Raw genomic sequence first — 14,942 nt, forward strand, 5'->3', positions numbered from 1 at the left:
GCGTCGCGCCCTGGCGCGATTAGAACCTGTAGCTCAGCTCCCCGCCGAACGTCCGGGGGGCTTGGTAGTATCGAGTGATCTGTCCGATGGTGTTGGTCTGATTCGCGACGGTGTCGAAGAACGTCGAGTCCGTCAGGTTCTTGCCCCACAGCGCGACCTGCGCGCGGTCGTCGAAGAAGTCGTACGAGAGACGCGCGTGCACGAGGCTGTAACCGTCCTGGCGTAGCTCGGCGAGTTCGGGCCCGCCCACGTGCATCGAACTCTGGTAGTACCACTCGAGTCGCGGCGTGATCCAACCCTTCAGCCACTCGCTCTGTCCGGCGTCGACCGGAAACGAGTATTGCGCGGAAAGATGCAGATTCGTCTTCGGCGTGCTCGGGAAGGTCTGGCCCGAGCGATCGATGGGGTCGCTGTTGATGTCGTTGATGCCGATGAAATCGTCGTAACGCGCATCGAGCAAGCCGAGTGTTCCGGTGAGACGAAGCCCGTCGATCGGGAGTGCGAGGACCTCGAGCTCGATTCCCTTCGTCGTTGCTTGCGCCGCGTTGAGAGTGAGGGCTTCGAGTCGCACGTCCTCGTTCTCGTCGACGAAGGTTCGCGTCGTGGTGACCTGGATGTTGTCGTAGAGCCCGAGGAAGAGCGAGAGGTTCGCGGTCAGTCGGGAATCGAACGCGATGGTCTTGAACCCGACCTCGAAGCTGTCGAGCGTCTCGGGGTCGAACGACGTGAGTTCGTCGGACGCCTGGACGCTGATCAGTGCGTTGAACCCGCCGCCGCGGAAGCCGCGTGAGTAGGTGAAGTACGCGAGCTGGTGGTCGAGGGAGAGGGCGTCCAGGATCGTGTCGGGCGCGAGGAATGAGAGGCTCGCTGCCGGGGTCCACGAGGTGAAGATCTCCGAGTCGCTCGCGTCCTGTTCGACGAGCGGCTCGTCGCCGGAGAGGTCGATCACGCGAAGGCCCGCACCCTTCTTGTCCTGGGTGTACCGAAAGCCGCCGGTGAGGCTCATCCAGTCGGTGATATCGACCGTGGCCTGGCCGTAGATTGCCCACGTCCAGTTGTCGATCGAGGTTTCTGATCGGCTGAGGACGTCGAGTTCGTTGGGTAGTGCTTCGACCGTCGTCGGTGCGAGGCCCTTCTCCCACATCGCGAAGACGCCACTTACGAAGTTGATCCGCCCCTCCCACGCCGAGCCGTTGGCCTGGACCTCCTGGCTGATCTGTTGCTGGAACCACGGGTCGCCGTCGCTGGGTTCGTCTCCACCGACGAAAGCGAGCTTCACGACCTTGAGCTCGGTCATGTCGAGGTCCGCGAGGTGGCGCGGGTTCTGCTGTCGCCACGATGTGATCGACTTGAGCGAGAGGTCTTCGAAGATCCACGCATCGCCGGCCGCCCAGTTGAACGTGCCCCACAGGCCGTAGCTCTCGGCGTCGGAGATCCCGTCGAGGTTGGCTGTGTTCCGATACGGCTTGCCGCGCTTGCAGGCGTCGAAGAAGCCTGGGACGAGGCCGCCGATTCCTCCCTCTTCGTTCGTCACGGCGCACTCTCCGCCGCGGCCCTTGTTGCTGTCGCGGGTCCACGTGCCGCTCAGGTCGAGGCTGAAGTCGTCGGTGAAGATCGTGCGGATCGTTCCGAGGAAGGCGAGCGCGTTGCGGTTGTTCGCGTACTCGTCCCGGAAGGTGTTGTAGGTGTAGCCCTGCGTGTTCTGAGTCCCGATGGCGAAGCGGGCGAGGACCCGGTTCTCCCAGATCGGGAGGTTGAGCGTGGCTCTCGTGTTCACCGTGCCGAAGTTGCCAGCGCGGACGAAGGCGAAGGCCTCCAACTCCTCGGTCGGCTTTATCGTGGTGATGTTGATCGCTCCGCCCACCGTGTTTTTGCCAAACAGAGTGCCCTGCGGTCCGCGCAGCACTTCGACCTGCGCGACGTCGACGACGTCGATGAGCTGGCCGATCATGCGCGGGAGGAAGACCCCATCGATGTAAACGCCGACGCCGGGGTCGAACACGAGCTGACCGTCGCCCGTGCCGACGCCGCGAATTCGGATGAAGCCCTCCTGGTTTTCGCGGCCGGGGGCGAACTGGAGGTTTGGGACCAGCTCCTGGATCTGGTCGAGCCGGGTGACGCCGGCTTCTCTCAGCGTGGCTTCGCTGAGGGCGGTGACCGAGACCGGAGTCTCCTCGAGGAACTCGTCCCGTTTGCGGGCCTGGACGACGATCTCCTCGACGCGGTTCGATCGGCGCGTGGACGTGCCATGCGCCGGCATGCGCGTTTTCTCGATCTGCTGCGCCTGAGCCGCGCCCGCGTCGACTTCGTCTTCCGGCCCGCCGACGGCGACCGGCGTTTCGATGTCTTCGACGTAGGCGGAAGGAGCCTCGATGTGATTCTGCGCGGCGGCCGGAGCGGCCAGCAGCGGTAGGAGAACGATGGAGAAGTGGCCCAGATTCGTCCAGCGGAGATCGGGCATAGGGGCTTGCCTATCATTGCCCCCGGCTGGATCGAAAGGGGGGCGGTCGTTGCTCTCAGATCTCCGCGTCTGGGATGTGTCGGGCGATCAGTGAGTGGAATGCGGCCCGTCCGGCGCCGAATCGTGTGAGGTCTGCCTTCGCGAAGCGTGCGCCTTCGGCCGAGATTGGCTTCGCATCGCGGGCTTTCATGTGGACCTCGGCGACCCGTTCCATGTGTACGAAACTCCCGACCGCTTCGTCGACACGGTTGGCGACCGTGAGAAGTCCATGGTTGCGCAAAATGATCGCGCGGTTTTTTCCTAGCGCCGCAGCGATGCGCCCGCCGGCTTCGGTGCTTTGCACCTGCACTTCCTCGTCGTCGAAGATGGCGTGGTCTTCGAAGAAGATGCACGACTCCTGCGAGATCGGCTCAATCGGCCGCACCTCGGCTGCGAACGGTGTCCCCCAACCGGTGTGCACGTGCACCGCGCTCACCGTATCGGGGCGAGCGGCGAGAATCGGGTGGTGGATGTAGTACGCCGCGGTGTTGATGAACCCTTCGCCGCCTGCCAGCTTGCCGTCGGGGCCGACCAGGACCAGGTCCGAGATCTTCGCGGCGTGGTACGAGACGCCGTAGCGGAGCATCCAGAAGCAATCGGTGCGCTCCGGGTCTCGCGCACTGATGTGACCGTCACCGAGATCTCCCCAACGTTGTGATGCGAGGATTCGGTATCCCAGCGCGACCTGACGCTTGCGGCTGTTGCGACTCTCTTCGGGGGAACGCGTTTCCTGCTCGTTTGGGACGGACGCCATGCTCTCTCTTGTAGAAGACGGCGTCCGTCCCGGCACGTGGCGTCGGCTGCACGGCTGCAGGGGGGTATCGGGGAAGCTTTCGACCTGATTTCTAGTAAATTCCGCGCTTTTCAGCGTGTGACACGCGACCCTATGGCATCACGCTTCCGAACGGCCGGGTGCACGTGTCTTCCCCAAACGCCTCGGCGAAGCTGTCTGCGAAGCCGGTAGCCGCATTCGCCCGGTAGAACGGCGCTGCGAGAAGGCCCACGGGAAGCAGAACGGCCCCGGCGAGGAGAGCGCTTCGCCAGGCACCGTTCATGCGAACCTCAGTAGGCGCTCGCTCGCCAGGTCGAAGGGGCGCGCCGCCTCACACGGCGTGGGGCAATGGGTGCATTCACTTTCGTCTACTTGCAGCCGTGCGTACTGCTGCATCGCCTGGTGAACGGGTCCCTCGATCACATGGTGAGCGGCGGATGCTTGAGCTTTCTCGCCGAATTCGAGCTGGCACTAGAGTTGGCGCGCGACCCAGAGCTTCGCGAAAGCAGCGAGGGCGACGTGAGCCAGACGTTCCGGATGGCCGCCGACCTTCTCGAAAAGACCGGGTCAACCGAGCCTCAAGCGGACGCGATGTCGGTGAGTTCGGCGATGATGGGGTTCATCTTGGAGCGTCTGGCGCGACCCGAGGACCCAGCGGTGAAGCGTCGCGTGAAACAGGCGGTGGGACGAATGGTCGAGTTGCTCTTCCCCTGAGATCGGTTCCCGAACGCACGAGGGGCGACTCTGAAGAGCCGCCCCTCGTTTCCGATCTGGCATGAGCCGGTGCGCTTAGGCTCGGCGGGGATGGATCAGGCCCCTGTGCTGGGTCGGATCATCTCCGCCGTCCTCACTCCGGCGCGGGGCAGGCGTCCACGCAGGCAGAGGCCGCATCGCCGCAGCCGTCCGCCAGGTCCGAGGCGTCGGCGCGGCAAGTACGCACGCAGGCCTTCGCTTCGGCGCGGGCATCGTGGCACTCATCCGAGCAACGGTCGTCTTCGCACGCCGCGCTCGCGGCATCGCGCAGCCCCGAGCAGCCTTCGCGACACTCGGCCGCCGCATCACGCGCGGGGCCGCGGCACTCGCGCATGTCGGCCTTGCAGCTACGCACGCAGGCACGGTCCTTCGGCTCGGCATCGGGGCAGGCTGCGACACAGCCGCGGGCTTCCTCTTTGCAGAGGCCAGCCGCGTCCGAGAGAGGATCCTTGCACGAAGCGACGCAGGCACGCTTGTCGTCGCGAGCGCTCTGGCAATTGTCGGATTCGCGATCGGCGGTGCAAGCCTCGCAGGATGCTTGCGCCTCGTCGCCGCACAGATCGGCGGCACATGTCTTTACGTCGTCGCGGATGTCGCCCGTGCAACTCTTGAGGTCGGCGCGACACGCACGCGCGCACTCCGCGTCCTTGGCCGCGCCACCGCCGCCTCCGGGCCCGCCCGGGCCGCCACCACCTCGGCGTCCCTGTGCCTCCGCCGTCACGGCAAACGTGAGGGCCGCTGCCAACATCACCGTACAAACCAACAAGCTCTTTCGATCGAACGTCATGTGTCTTTCCTCCGCAAAGTGGGAATTCATCCCGACAAGGGGCGCCCCCCCACCTCGAAGGAGCTTCGCTCCGCCGAAGTGGCGCCTGTTCATGTTGGGCTGCGATGTTTCGCAGCAGTGATTGGACATAAATGGGAAATATTCCCATTTTAAAGCCAAGACAAGTCCCCAAGACGAAAAAAAACCCGGACCGAGTAGATCCGGGGGCTTTTAGGGACTGCGAGCTTTCGACGGAGCGTCGCTAGGATTCAGTTCGCGCAGAGCGCTTCGGCAGCCTGGAAGGCAACGCCGAAGGCCGGGGCCGCGTCGTCGCAGTTCTGAAGAGCGCGATTGAACTCGCGGGAGAATTCCCGGGGGCGGTTGGAGGCAGTGTCCACCAGACAGTCGCACTTCGAATCTCCGACGAAGCAGAGCAGTCCGGCGAAGGCGTCCAGGGCGCCGAAGGAGTGGCCGATCACCGAATCCCCATCCTCGGCGGATTCGCCTAGGGAGCGGGCGTCGCCGCAGGTCATGAAGAATGCGTCGGCGGGGGCGGAGGTGAGAAGCAAAAGGGCAGCAACGATAGCCGGGGCGATGAAGCGAATCATGGCGTGATCTCCTCGAAAGCTCGAGCTCCCGCCACACCGTGTCCGGCGTGGCGGGAGCTCAAGGTTGGTTGGTTGGGTTGGGTTGGTTGGCTCGGGCTCAGCGGCAGCAGCGAGCGAAGCCGTGGAGATCGACCGTTCCGCGGACGTTGCCGTTGCGGTACCGCACGGCCCAGTCGCGGTTGTTGCTCTGGGAGGGGAAGTCCTGCAGATCGACGTCGAAGCTATCTGCGCCACCCTGGCTGTTACGGACGTGCGTGCCTTCGCCCATCGCCGTGTAGTCCTCGTCGCATCGGACGCTGAAGCCACCGGTCTGCCCCGGATCCACATCGGCCAGGACGAACTCTTCGACGTAGCACTCGAGCTCGTACGCCTCGGCCACCGGCTCCGGCTGCTCACCCGGATCACACACGTTCTCGATGTCGCCGCAGCAGTCGCCGTAGTTCGAACACTCGGAGTCGCACCAGCAACCCGAGGCCGCCTTGCCGCCGCAGTAGCTGCCGCCGCCGTTCGCCGAGCAGCTGCCGCCGTTTCCGGCGAAGGCCGCGGGGGCCATGAGAAGAAGGGCTGCGATGGCGGTGAGAGTGATCTTGCGGAGAGTCTTCATGGGTTCGTCCTCCAAGGTTTTGAGTTTGGATCCCGTCGAGCGGGAGTTGGAGGAGAGCTATTGCAGGCACGATGCCAAATCGGCTGGCGAGGCGAAGGGACCTGTTTTCCAGGGTTTTTTCGCGCCAACAGACCGCGGCGGGCTCCGGCCGCTACCCAGGCTTGGCGGCAGGGGCGCTAAGTCGGCGCGGAGGCGCTAATTGCCGGAGGCAAGGTGGATCGGCGCTAGCTGGGGTGCCGTCGATGGTTCGGCTTGGATCAGCCGAGGACCCGGGAGCTTCGACTGATTTCTGCCGGGCGCGGGAGTCGCAGTCGGGTCTGAGCGATCCTCGGCGAAGGGGTTGGATGCTTTCACCGGAGTAAGGCTTGCCGCCTGCGGGACTCGCTCCGACCCGACTGCGACTCCCGCGCCCTACGGTCGGTCTCCTGGGCCCGCGGGCGGTTCGGCTAGTCGGGGTGGTCCTGGCGGAGCGCGCGGACCTCATGCTCGAGGCCTCGGGCACGGCGGCCGAGCGACATCAGATAGATGAAGAAGCCGATCCACACCCCGGTGTAGGCAGCCGCGAGATAGTTCAGACCCTTCATTGGTGCTCCTTCTCTGCGGCGATGACCGCCAGCTCCTGGTCGACCGTGGCGAACCGGACGCGGAGCGATACGAGCCAGGTGAACAGGAAGGCGAGGCCGACGCCGGAGATGGCGAAGGCCCATCTCATCGTGGCGTTGCGTAGCCCGGCTTCCGGATCGTCCGAGATCATGACGGCGGGGTGGATGCCGCGCCACAGGCGCACGGCGAGGACGAGCAGGGGGATGTCGAGAACGCCGACGATCCCGAGTACCGCGGCGTAACGCATGATGGTCTCGTCGCCTTCGCCGAGGCGACGCAACATCAGGTACGCGGCGTAGATGACCCACAGGACGATGGTCATCGTGAGTCGCGGATCCCAGGTCCACCAGACGCCCCAGATGGGCCGTGCCCAGAGCGGGCCGGTCCAGAGCATCAGGGTGGTGAACAGGAGGCCCACTTCCGCGTTGGCTTCCGCGTAGCGGTCGGCGACGGGGCTGCCGGTTTTCAGGTACCAGGCGCTGGCGCAGGCGACGAAGACGAAACCGCCGAAGCACATCCAGGCGAGGTGGACGTGGAAGTAGAAGATCCGCTGGACGACGCCTTGAACCTTCTCGTTGGGGACGATCCAGAAGACCATCACCACGGCCGCGAGCATCGAGATTCCGGTCAGCGCTGGAAGCGCAACGTCGCTCCAGGGCTTGAGCGGCGCCGGTGCGGCGTCACTTCGCGAGGACATACGGACAAGCCAATCAGCCTCCCGGCGGGAACTCAAGCACGAAGACGTTTGCTGCCCGCGAGGAATCGTGTCCTCGAGCGGCCCGCGGGCTCAGTCCTCGAGCACGTAGTCGAACGCCATCCATCCCGCGGTGAGGAACACCACGTCGAACCCGCCGAGCAGAAGCATCCACGACCCGATCTGTTCGAGCTCCTCACCGGCGAGGCCGGCCGCCGTCGTGCGCGCGGCCCCGATGAGCAACGGCGCGAGGATCGGGAACGACAGCAGGGGCAGGAGGATCTCTCGGGCACGGGTGCGACTTGCCATGGCGGAGAAGAGAGTTCCGATTGCCGCGATCCCGAGGACTCCGAGGAAGATCGAGACCGGCAGGAGCGGGGTGGGAGCGATGCCCTTCGTTCCGAGCAGAAGGGCGATCAGGGGCAAGAGCAGCACCGCCGCGGTGAGGAGGAAGATCAGGTTCGCCATCGTCTTCCCGAGATAGATCGACCCGCGATCGACGGGAGCGAGGGCGAGGGCCGTCCACGCGCCGAGCTCCCGCTCGAGCACGAACGAGCGATTCAAGGTGAGCGTGCCCGCGAGGAGAAGGGTCGTCCACAGCAAGCCGGAGACAAACTCGGGGCCCCGCAGGCGGGCCGGCTCCAGGCTGAACGCGAACAGGAGGATCACGAGGAGTGCCAGCAGGAACAGCGAGGTGATCATCTCGCCGGTCCGCCGTTCGATCGAGAGGTCCTTACGAACGATCGCCCACATGGGGACCTCCGTCGTCGACGAGCGTGCGGTACCGGCTGTTCAGCTCGGCGAGCGCGGGTACGGGCGAGAGCTCGGCGGCGATCTTCCCGCCGCGAAGAACGATCGCCCGGGTGGCGAGCGCGGTGACCTCCGTGAAGTCGTGGCTAATCATGCCGATCGTCGTGCCGCCCTCGTGCAGCGTGGCGAGGGACTGGGTGAAGCGTTCCCGCCCCGGTGCGTCGAGGCCCGTGAACGGTTCGTCGAGCAAAAGGAGGTCGGGCTCGTGGAGGGTGGCGCGGGCGAGGGCGAGGCGCTGGAGCGTTCCGCGAGATAGCGTTCGCACGTCGCGGTCGGCATGGCGTTCGAGGCGGACGCTCTCGATGGCCTGATCGATCCGCTCCGCGCGCGCTGCGGCGGATCCACCGACCGAGTAGAGCTGTGCGAAGAAATCGAGGTTCTGTCGGGGGGAGAGGTCTCGGTAGACGAGTGGCTCGTGGCCCACGAAGCCGATCCGCGCGAGGACGTACGCCGGGGGCCGATCGGGATGGCAGCTCTCTCCGAACAGCTCGAGCGAACCCTTCGAGGGGCGAGACACACCCGCCAGAAGCCGCAGCAGCGTGCTCTTGCCGGCGCCGTTGGCCCCGAGGAGCGCGAGGCATTCGCCACGTGGTACCTCCAGGTCGATGCCGCGCAGGACCGGCATCAGTCCGAAGGACTTGGCCAAAGCGCGCGCGCGGATCGGGGTGCTGCCGGGGTCGCGCTCCATTGGAGTCGAGTCTTGCCTAGCCCCGGCGAAGTTTCCAGTGTAGGACGCGGAGCCGCAGTCGCGGAGCCGGGGAGTTTCATGCGCAGGGTGGTCTTGGGAGTGGTGGTTTTCGTGTTGTGCTCCGGCACGACCGCGTTCGCGGCCCCGGAACCCACGCCCGACGTAGGGGGGATTCAACCCTACCGTGGCGCGATCCTCGTAGAGATGGGTACCGGCAAGGTGCTCTTCGCCGAGAACGACGACCTGGTCTGGCCGCCGGCCTCGATGGTGAAGATCATGACAGTCCTCGTCGTGATGGACGCCGTGGCCGCCGGCGAGGTTTCTCTCGACGATCCGGTCACCGCCTCCAAGCACGCCGAAGGGATGGGCGGCACGCAGGTCTGGCTCGCCGCCGGGGAACGCTTCCCGCTGCGTGCACTCCTCGAAGCCGTTCTGGTGGGCTCTGCGAACGATGCCGCCGTCGCCGTCGCCGAACACGTAGCGGGCGATGTGCCCTCGTTTGTCGGTCGGATGAACGCGAAGGCCGCCGCGCTCGGGATGAACGAAACGGAACTTCAGAGCGTCCACGGGCTGCCGCCGAGCAAGGGGCAGACGGTCGACCTCACGAGCCCGCGAGACCTGGCGAAGGCCGCCACCGCGCTGCGCGCCTATCCCGAAATCTGGAAGTGGGCCTCGACGAAGGAAGCGCCGTTTCGTGACGGCAAGTTCACGCTTCGAACGACGAACTGGCTGCTGCACTGGTACCCCGGCATCACGGGTCTGAAGACCGGTTTCATCAACCTATCGGGTTTCGGGGTAACGGCGACGGCGGAACGAGATGGCCTGGCGCTCGTGGCCGTCGTCATGGGCGCGGCGGGCAAGCGATCGAGCTTGGGAGAAGCGTCGCGCCTACTGGACTACGGCTTCGCCGCGTTTCGGATCGTGGAGCCCGTGAAGCAGGGGGCCGACGTCGGCGCCGAGATCTCGGTCTCCGGCGGGACCGAGCCGTTCTTCCGGGGACGCGCCGCTGACGGCATTCGGATGCTGATCTCGCAGGAGGAGGCGCAGGGCCTCGCGGTCGAAGTTCGGGTGCCGGGGCAGCTGCCGGCGCCGATCACGCAGGGGCAGGTCGTCGGCGCCGTCGTTCTGAAACGCGGAGAGGAGGAGGTCGGCCGAGTCGACGTTCTCGCGCCGCGGAACATCGAAAGCGTTGGCCTGCTGGGCGGATTGTGGTGATCTCTTCGGAATGAGTGAGCTCCGAGATCGTATTCGCGGCGCGTGGCAGGGGCGGGTTTCCGGTTGCCAACTCGGCAAGCCGGTCGAAGTGATGTCGATGATGCAGGGCGCGGATGCGCTCCACGACTATCTGACCCGAGCAGAGGCCTTGCCGCTGCGAGACTACGTACCGCTTCTCGAGGGCACGCTGGTCGCCCAGTTGGGGCGGGCGTGCTGCCGCGAGAATCTCCGTCGTTCCGAACCCGATGACGACATCAACTACACCGTCCTCGCGTTGGTGCTCCTGGAAAAGCACGAGCGCGATCTCGCGACGGTCGACGTTGCGCGGGCGTGGCTCACATACTTGCCGGCGGGCTCGGTCTTCACCGCGGAGCGGGCGGCGTACAAGACCCTCCTCGACCGGGCCCACGAGCACTTCACGTTCGGCGTCGAACCGGGCTTCGATCTGTCGGAGTGCTCGGACAACGAATACAACGATTGGATCGGGGCGCAGATCCGGGCCGACATGTACGGCTGGGTTTGTCCGGGAAATCCGGAACTCGCTGCGGACCTCGCGCGCCGGGACGCAGAGCTCTCCCATCGGGGCGAGGGCGTCTACGGCGCGGCCTACGTCGCTGCCCTGGGTGCGGCACTGCCCGTGGCCGATTCGGTCGACGCCGCGCTGGATACGGCGCTCGAGCAGATCCCGCAGGACTCGGGCGCGTCGGCCGCCGTGGCTCTTGGACGGAAGCACGCTGGGGATCGCGGCGCTGCGGCGGCGATCCGATCGCACTTCGAGGGCATGAGTCCCGTGCATACGCTCAACAATCTGGCGCTCGTCGTCTGGGCCCTGCGGACGCACCCCGACGACTTCGGTGCAGCGATCGGGGATGTGGTCGCGGCTGGCCTCGACACGGATTGCAACGGAGCCACGGTGGGCGGCCTCTGGGGACTACGCGGCAAGCCGATCCCGGAGCGGTGGACCGCCCCCTGGCGCGGACGCGTCGCCGTGAGCCTCGCCGGGATGAGCGAGTTGAAACTCGAAGATCTCGTCGAGCGCACCGCTGTCGTCGCCGAACGAGTTTCCCGCGCCGGCTAGCGAGTAGGCGTTCTGGCGGGCACGGGAGTCGCTGTCGGGTCCTCGGTGTCCTCGGCGGAGACGGGTTGCTTGTCACGGACTGAGGCGGCACCCCTCACTGCGGGAGATCTAGCCGGTTCTTCTCGAGAAGGCGGGCGAGGGCGATCCGCAGGCCGCGCTCTCGATCGTGGAGCTCACCGTTCAGCAGCGCGAAGAGTACAAGGCTGCTGAACGAGGGCGGTCGCTCGCGGAAGGTTTCCGAAGGGGTGCGCGTCCATCAGAGACGGGGCGCACCCCTCGGAATCGCCCTCCGAGTTGGCGTTAGCTGTTGGCTTGCTGACCGGCAGGCGGCGAAGCGGGTTTGGCTTCGGCCTTCGGACCCGGCTTGGCGGCGGCCGGCTTGGCAGCGGCCGGCTTGGCAGCCGGTTTCGCCGCCCCGGCGGCGGCGCTGGGAGGCCGAGAGGAACCCGCAGGTGCTCCCGGCGGAAGCTTGAGCTTCTTCTGTCCCGGCGCCATCACGAGGTGCATCACGCGCCCTTCGGTGCGTGGCGTGACCTCGACCCAGCCGAACTCTTCGAGTTCTGCCGAGAGCTTTGTGAGCTTCTTGCGCCCGAGATCCTGATGCGCCATCTCCCGTCCGCGGAAGCGGAGGGTGAACTTGACGCGTTGGCCGTCCTCGAGGAACACCTGCGCCTTCTTCATCTGACGCTGAAGATCGTTGACGTCGGTTCCGGGGCGAACGCGCAGCTCCTTCACTTGCGTGATGTGCTGCTTCTTCTTCGCCTCGGCGTCCTTCTTCTGCTTCGAGTAGCGGAACTTCCCGTAATCGAGCAGACGACAAACCGGAGGGCTGGCACCCGGGGCGACTTCGACGAGGTCGAGGCCCTTATCCTGCGCCATCTTGATCGCATCGTCGGTGCCTATGACTCCGACTTGCTCTCCCTCGGCTCCGATCAGGCGAACCTGTGGAACTCGAATCTGGCGGTTTGTACGGTGTGTTTCTTCGGGCCTTGCTGGCATGAAACGCGGCCCACGCGGTCTGTGCATACTTCTCCTTGAGTCGGTCCTAGCCGAGAACTCACGAATTAGCACAGCGAACGGGGTGAACAAACACCAGTTTTCCGTGGAATATCAGGCCCTAATCGCTTTTGTCGCGGGTGACGAAAAGCGAGGGTGCCTGACACGCTCATAGCTCCGCCCGGCTCCTACCTCGTCCTGGGCGCGAGCGGCCTGGTCGGCTCGCATGCCCTGACCCGGCTCGCGGGTTGCCCCGGTGTTCGGGTCGGGGCGGTGAGCCATTCGCGGGCGACCTCCGTCGAATCCGAAAATATCGAGCATCGGCGGGCGGATCTCCGCGATCCGGTCGTGACGACGGCCCTGATGGAGGGGATCGACTACGCCCTACTTGGTGCCCACGGCGCCGGTTCTGGCGCGGGATCCGGTCGGGCCGGTCCAGGACCAGATGTCGGTCACGACGACCGTCTGTGATGCGGCGTTCCGGGCCGGGATCTCGAAGGTCGTCTTTCTGAGCAGTGCGACCGGCTACCCGGCCGGGGGCGGGGAACTCGCCGAGGATCAGATGTTCGCGGGTGAGCCTCCGCCCAACTGGATGTACCTGGGCTGGGCGACCCGGTTCCTCGAGATCCAGGCGCGCTACCTCGCCGAGCGGTCGGAGGGACGTACGTCCTTCGTCGCGCTGCGGCCGACGATGCTCTACGGCGCGCACGGTAATCTTTAGTTTGATGAGAGGCAATTCCTGCCGGCGCTTCTTCGCCGCGTCGTCGCGCGGCAGGATCCAATTGAAGTCTGGGGCAACGGCGAAGACGAGCGCGACCTCGTGCACGCCGCCGACGTCGTCGACGCGAGCCTACTCGCGTTGCGCGTGGACGGGTTCGACGCCTTCAACGTGGCGGCGAGTGAGGTGCACTCGGTGAACGGAACCCTCGACCGGCTCCTTCGCTTGGACGGCTGGTCCGACGCGCGCGTGGAGCACGTGGAGGGCCGCCCGCGCGAGCCTCTGGGATTCCAGGCCCGCGTATCGCGCGACGAAGGGCTCGAAGACACTCTGGATTGGTATCGACGGAACCGGGAGCATGCGCGGGGCTGAGCCGCGCAGCTCCGTCTCGTCTCGGCGCTCGTGGGCACGTTCCTGGCGGGATGCAGAGAGCGGGTTTCTGCGATGAGTGCCCAGAACGGCGGAACGGGCCTTTTCGAACAGGCTCGGCAAGAGCGACGGGACAGATATGCCGACCTCACGGCAATTCTGGACCAGGTGGCCGTGACCCAGGACACGGCCGCGGCGATCGAGCGGCAGGTCGATTCCTACTGCTTTCGCGGGGAGCATCTCCAACTGCCGGAGCGCGTTGCGGGGCTGGCGGACGAGGCTGACTACTGCGACGCCGCACGCCTGAATGCGACCGAGTTCGCTCGTGGGGTCGATCACTATCGTCACCTGACGAGCGTGGTGAACGTCGCCGATCCTCTCGTCGCGGTTCCCGGGCTGGTGGACGTCGCCCTCGATCTGCGGCTGCTGGAACTCGCCGGAGCCTACCTGCGCTGCCCGCCACTCCTGGGGTTCGTGAAGCTGACCCGAAGCCTGGCGAACGGGCTGCGGCCGCTCGGCACCGAGGAGTTTCACGTCGACGGGAACAGCACGAGCCTCGTGAAGGCCTTCGTGCATCTGCATGACACGGACATCGGTGCGGGACCTCATCAGTTGGTACGGGCCAGTCATCGCGAACGGATCGACGAGTGGGACGTTTCGGCGCGGGCGTCGGAGGGCCTCACCGTTCTCATTCTGAACTATGTCGTTCATGGGGAATACGGCGGTGGTGGAGCGCGGACGAAGGTCCGTGCGGCCGATCTCGCTCTACTCGATGCACGTCAGCGAAGCGCGGCCGAACTGCTCGAGCCCGTTGGAGACCGTTCCTGATGCCCAGTGTCTGGATCGTCGTGCCCTCGTGGGCGTATTGGAAAGATCCGCTGAAGCTCCAGCCCTTGCGGGAAATGTACTGCGCGACGTTTCTCCAGGATCGGATTGCTGGATTGACGGTCGAGTTGGCGAATCTTCGGGTTGCGGTCGACGGGGGCGGCGCGACCGAGATCCCCGAATCCGACGTCTACTTCTACTGGGTCATGAAGTCGGCCGATGCGTTGGGGGTCTACGATGTCGTTCGCGGCCTTCGCCCAAAGTACCCGAAGGCGCTGCATTTCGGCGGTGGAAATCACGTTGGCCGTTGCACCGAAAAGGCCTTCAGGGAGTTCGACGTCTCGTTCGTGGCGACGGCGGAGGAGCTGCTCGTGCGGGCACGGACTTGGGCAGCGGGCGGCTGCAGAGCGTCTATCGTTCGGCGGAGCGCTTTCACTTTTCGGACTACGGACACGCTCGACGCGAGTTCCTGCCCGCGGCGCGGATCGTGAACGACCAGCACTTCTCGCAGGGTTGCAGCTTCGGCTGCCGGTTCTGCGTCTACAACAACGCCGAAGCCTACGGCATCCAGTGGATCGACTACGACCTCTCGAAGCGGAGGTACTGGGGGGGGACGTTGGTTAGTCTCGCCCAAATTGTTTAGTCGTCGGTCTGACGCCAACCGATGTAGAAGCGCCAGCTGGACGACTAAACAATTTAGGCGAGACTAACCAACGTCCCCCCTCACCCCAGTAGGTCGGTGAAGAGGTCTTCGTTGAAGCCGACGATGACGGTTTTTCCGCTGCGGATCGTCGGAGCGCGTAAGTTGCCAGTCGGGCCCAGCATGGCGTCGACGACGTCCTTGGGCGCGGAGCCTCCGGCGAACTCGCTCACCTTCTTTCCCTTGGCGACGACGATCTTTTTCGCCGCCTTGGCCATCGCGGCGGCGTCCTTGCGACCGAGC

18 protein-coding genes and 1 pseudogene are annotated in these 14,942 nt (G+C 65.6%); 7 read left to right on the forward strand and 12 right to left on the reverse strand.

The genetic code is table 11. From position 1 onward, the window contains the following. Window positions 1–19 precede the first annotated feature (19 nt). The 3 genes from P8R42_27265 to P8R42_27275 all read right to left on the reverse strand — a co-directional run bounded on the left by P8R42_27265 (window position 20) and on the right by P8R42_27275 (window position 3,555). The gene (locus tag P8R42_27265; GenBank protein ID MDG2308295.1) at window positions 20–2,461 is read right to left on the reverse strand and encodes a TonB-dependent receptor; all 2,442 of its coding nucleotides are present in this window, start codon (window positions 2,459–2,461) and stop codon (window positions 20–22) included. A 55-nt stretch (window positions 2,462–2,516) separates the two neighbouring features. Beyond that, entirely contained in the window at window positions 2,517–3,254 is a 738-nt protein-coding gene (locus tag P8R42_27270; protein MDG2308296.1) for a class II aldolase/adducin family protein, read from the reverse strand. Window positions 3,255–3,384: 130 nt separating this feature from the next. After that, window positions 3,385–3,555, reverse strand: a complete 171-nt coding sequence (locus P8R42_27275; protein ID MDG2308297.1) for a hypothetical protein — start codon at window positions 3,553–3,555, stop codon at window positions 3,385–3,387. A 65-nt stretch (window positions 3,556–3,620) separates the two neighbouring features. Between P8R42_27275 and P8R42_27280 the strand changes: the two genes are divergently transcribed. Then, the gene (locus tag P8R42_27280) at window positions 3,621–3,986 is read left to right on the forward strand and encodes a hypothetical protein (GenBank protein MDG2308298.1); all 366 of its coding nucleotides are present in this window, start codon (window positions 3,621–3,623) and stop codon (window positions 3,984–3,986) included. Window positions 3,987–4,119: 133 nt separating this feature from the next. Here the strand turns inward: P8R42_27280 and P8R42_27285 are convergent, their stop codons facing one another. From P8R42_27285 to P8R42_27315, 7 genes are all read right to left on the reverse strand, one after another. Further along, window positions 4,120–4,812, reverse strand: coding sequence for a hypothetical protein (locus tag P8R42_27285; GenBank protein ID MDG2308299.1), 693 nt, complete (start codon window positions 4,810–4,812; stop codon window positions 4,120–4,122). Between the two features lie 248 nt (window positions 4,813–5,060). Then, the gene (locus P8R42_27290) at window positions 5,061–5,399 is read right to left on the reverse strand and encodes a hypothetical protein (protein ID MDG2308300.1); all 339 of its coding nucleotides are present in this window, start codon (window positions 5,397–5,399) and stop codon (window positions 5,061–5,063) included. A gap of 97 nt (window positions 5,400–5,496) precedes the next feature. After that, the gene (locus P8R42_27295) at window positions 5,497–6,003 is read right to left on the reverse strand and encodes a hypothetical protein (protein MDG2308301.1); all 507 of its coding nucleotides are present in this window, start codon (window positions 6,001–6,003) and stop codon (window positions 5,497–5,499) included. A 446-nt stretch (window positions 6,004–6,449) separates the two neighbouring features. Then, on the reverse strand, window positions 6,450–6,587 hold the full coding sequence (locus P8R42_27300) for a CcmD family protein (protein MDG2308302.1): 138 nt from the start codon (window positions 6,585–6,587) through the stop codon (window positions 6,450–6,452). Beyond that, window positions 6,584–7,303 (reverse strand): cytochrome c biogenesis protein CcsA, encoded by a 720-nt coding sequence (gene ccsA, locus P8R42_27305; protein ID MDG2308303.1) that lies wholly within the window; start codon window positions 7,301–7,303, stop codon window positions 6,584–6,586. Before ccsA ends, P8R42_27300 begins: the two co-directional genes overlap by 4 nt. A 90-nt stretch (window positions 7,304–7,393) precedes the next feature. Beyond that, window positions 7,394–8,053: a heme exporter protein CcmB gene (locus tag P8R42_27310; GenBank protein ID MDG2308304.1), complete on the reverse strand. Its 660-nt coding sequence runs from the start codon at window positions 8,051–8,053 to the stop codon at window positions 7,394–7,396. Beyond that, entirely contained in the window at window positions 8,034–8,798 is a 765-nt protein-coding gene (locus P8R42_27315; GenBank protein MDG2308305.1) for an ABC transporter ATP-binding protein, read from the reverse strand. The genes P8R42_27310 and P8R42_27315 overlap by 20 nt, the downstream gene beginning before the upstream one ends. A gap of 78 nt (window positions 8,799–8,876) precedes the next feature. Between P8R42_27315 and P8R42_27320 the strand changes: the two genes are divergently transcribed. Both P8R42_27320 and P8R42_27325 read left to right on the forward strand, forming a co-directional pair. Beyond that, window positions 8,877–10,013, forward strand: coding sequence for a D-alanyl-D-alanine carboxypeptidase (locus tag P8R42_27320; protein ID MDG2308306.1), 1,137 nt, complete (start codon window positions 8,877–8,879; stop codon window positions 10,011–10,013). 10 nt (window positions 10,014–10,023) lie between these two features. Next, entirely contained in the window at window positions 10,024–11,091 is a 1,068-nt protein-coding gene (locus P8R42_27325; GenBank protein ID MDG2308307.1) for an ADP-ribosylglycohydrolase family protein, read from the forward strand. A gap of 300 nt (window positions 11,092–11,391) precedes the next feature. Here P8R42_27325 and infC read toward each other — a convergent pair whose 3' ends face one another. Further along, window positions 11,392–12,090: a translation initiation factor IF-3 gene (gene infC, locus P8R42_27330; protein ID MDG2308308.1), complete on the reverse strand. Its 699-nt coding sequence runs from the start codon at window positions 12,088–12,090 to the stop codon at window positions 11,392–11,394. A gap of 388 nt (window positions 12,091–12,478) precedes the next feature. Here infC and P8R42_27335 point away from each other — a divergent pair. The 4 genes and pseudogenes from P8R42_27335 to P8R42_27350 all read left to right on the forward strand — a co-directional run bounded on the left by P8R42_27335 (window position 12,479) and on the right by P8R42_27350 (window position 14,642). Beyond that, a pseudogene (locus tag P8R42_27335) lies at window positions 12,479–13,177 on the forward strand (NAD-dependent epimerase/dehydratase family protein). Between the two features lie 72 nt (window positions 13,178–13,249). Next, window positions 13,250–14,002: a hypothetical protein gene (locus P8R42_27340; GenBank protein ID MDG2308309.1), complete on the forward strand. Its 753-nt coding sequence runs from the start codon at window positions 13,250–13,252 to the stop codon at window positions 14,000–14,002. Then, the gene (locus P8R42_27345; protein ID MDG2308310.1) at window positions 14,002–14,490 is read left to right on the forward strand and encodes a hypothetical protein; all 489 of its coding nucleotides are present in this window, start codon (window positions 14,002–14,004) and stop codon (window positions 14,488–14,490) included. The genes P8R42_27340 and P8R42_27345 overlap by 1 nt, the downstream gene beginning before the upstream one ends. Next, complete coding sequence (locus P8R42_27350) at window positions 14,487–14,642, forward strand: hypothetical protein (protein MDG2308311.1); 156 nt, start codon at window positions 14,487–14,489, stop codon at window positions 14,640–14,642. Before P8R42_27345 ends, P8R42_27350 begins: the two co-directional genes overlap by 4 nt. Window positions 14,643–14,722: 80 nt before the next feature. Here P8R42_27350 and P8R42_27355 read toward each other — a convergent pair whose 3' ends face one another. After that, the gene (locus tag P8R42_27355; protein MDG2308312.1) at window positions 14,723–14,917 is read right to left on the reverse strand and encodes a hypothetical protein; all 195 of its coding nucleotides are present in this window, start codon (window positions 14,915–14,917) and stop codon (window positions 14,723–14,725) included. Window positions 14,918–14,942: the final 25 nt, after the last annotated feature.

The sequence above is a fragment of the Candidatus Binatia bacterium genome, from assembly GCA_029243485.1.
Lineage (GTDB): Bacteria > Desulfobacterota > Binatia > UBA12015 > UBA12015 > VGTG01.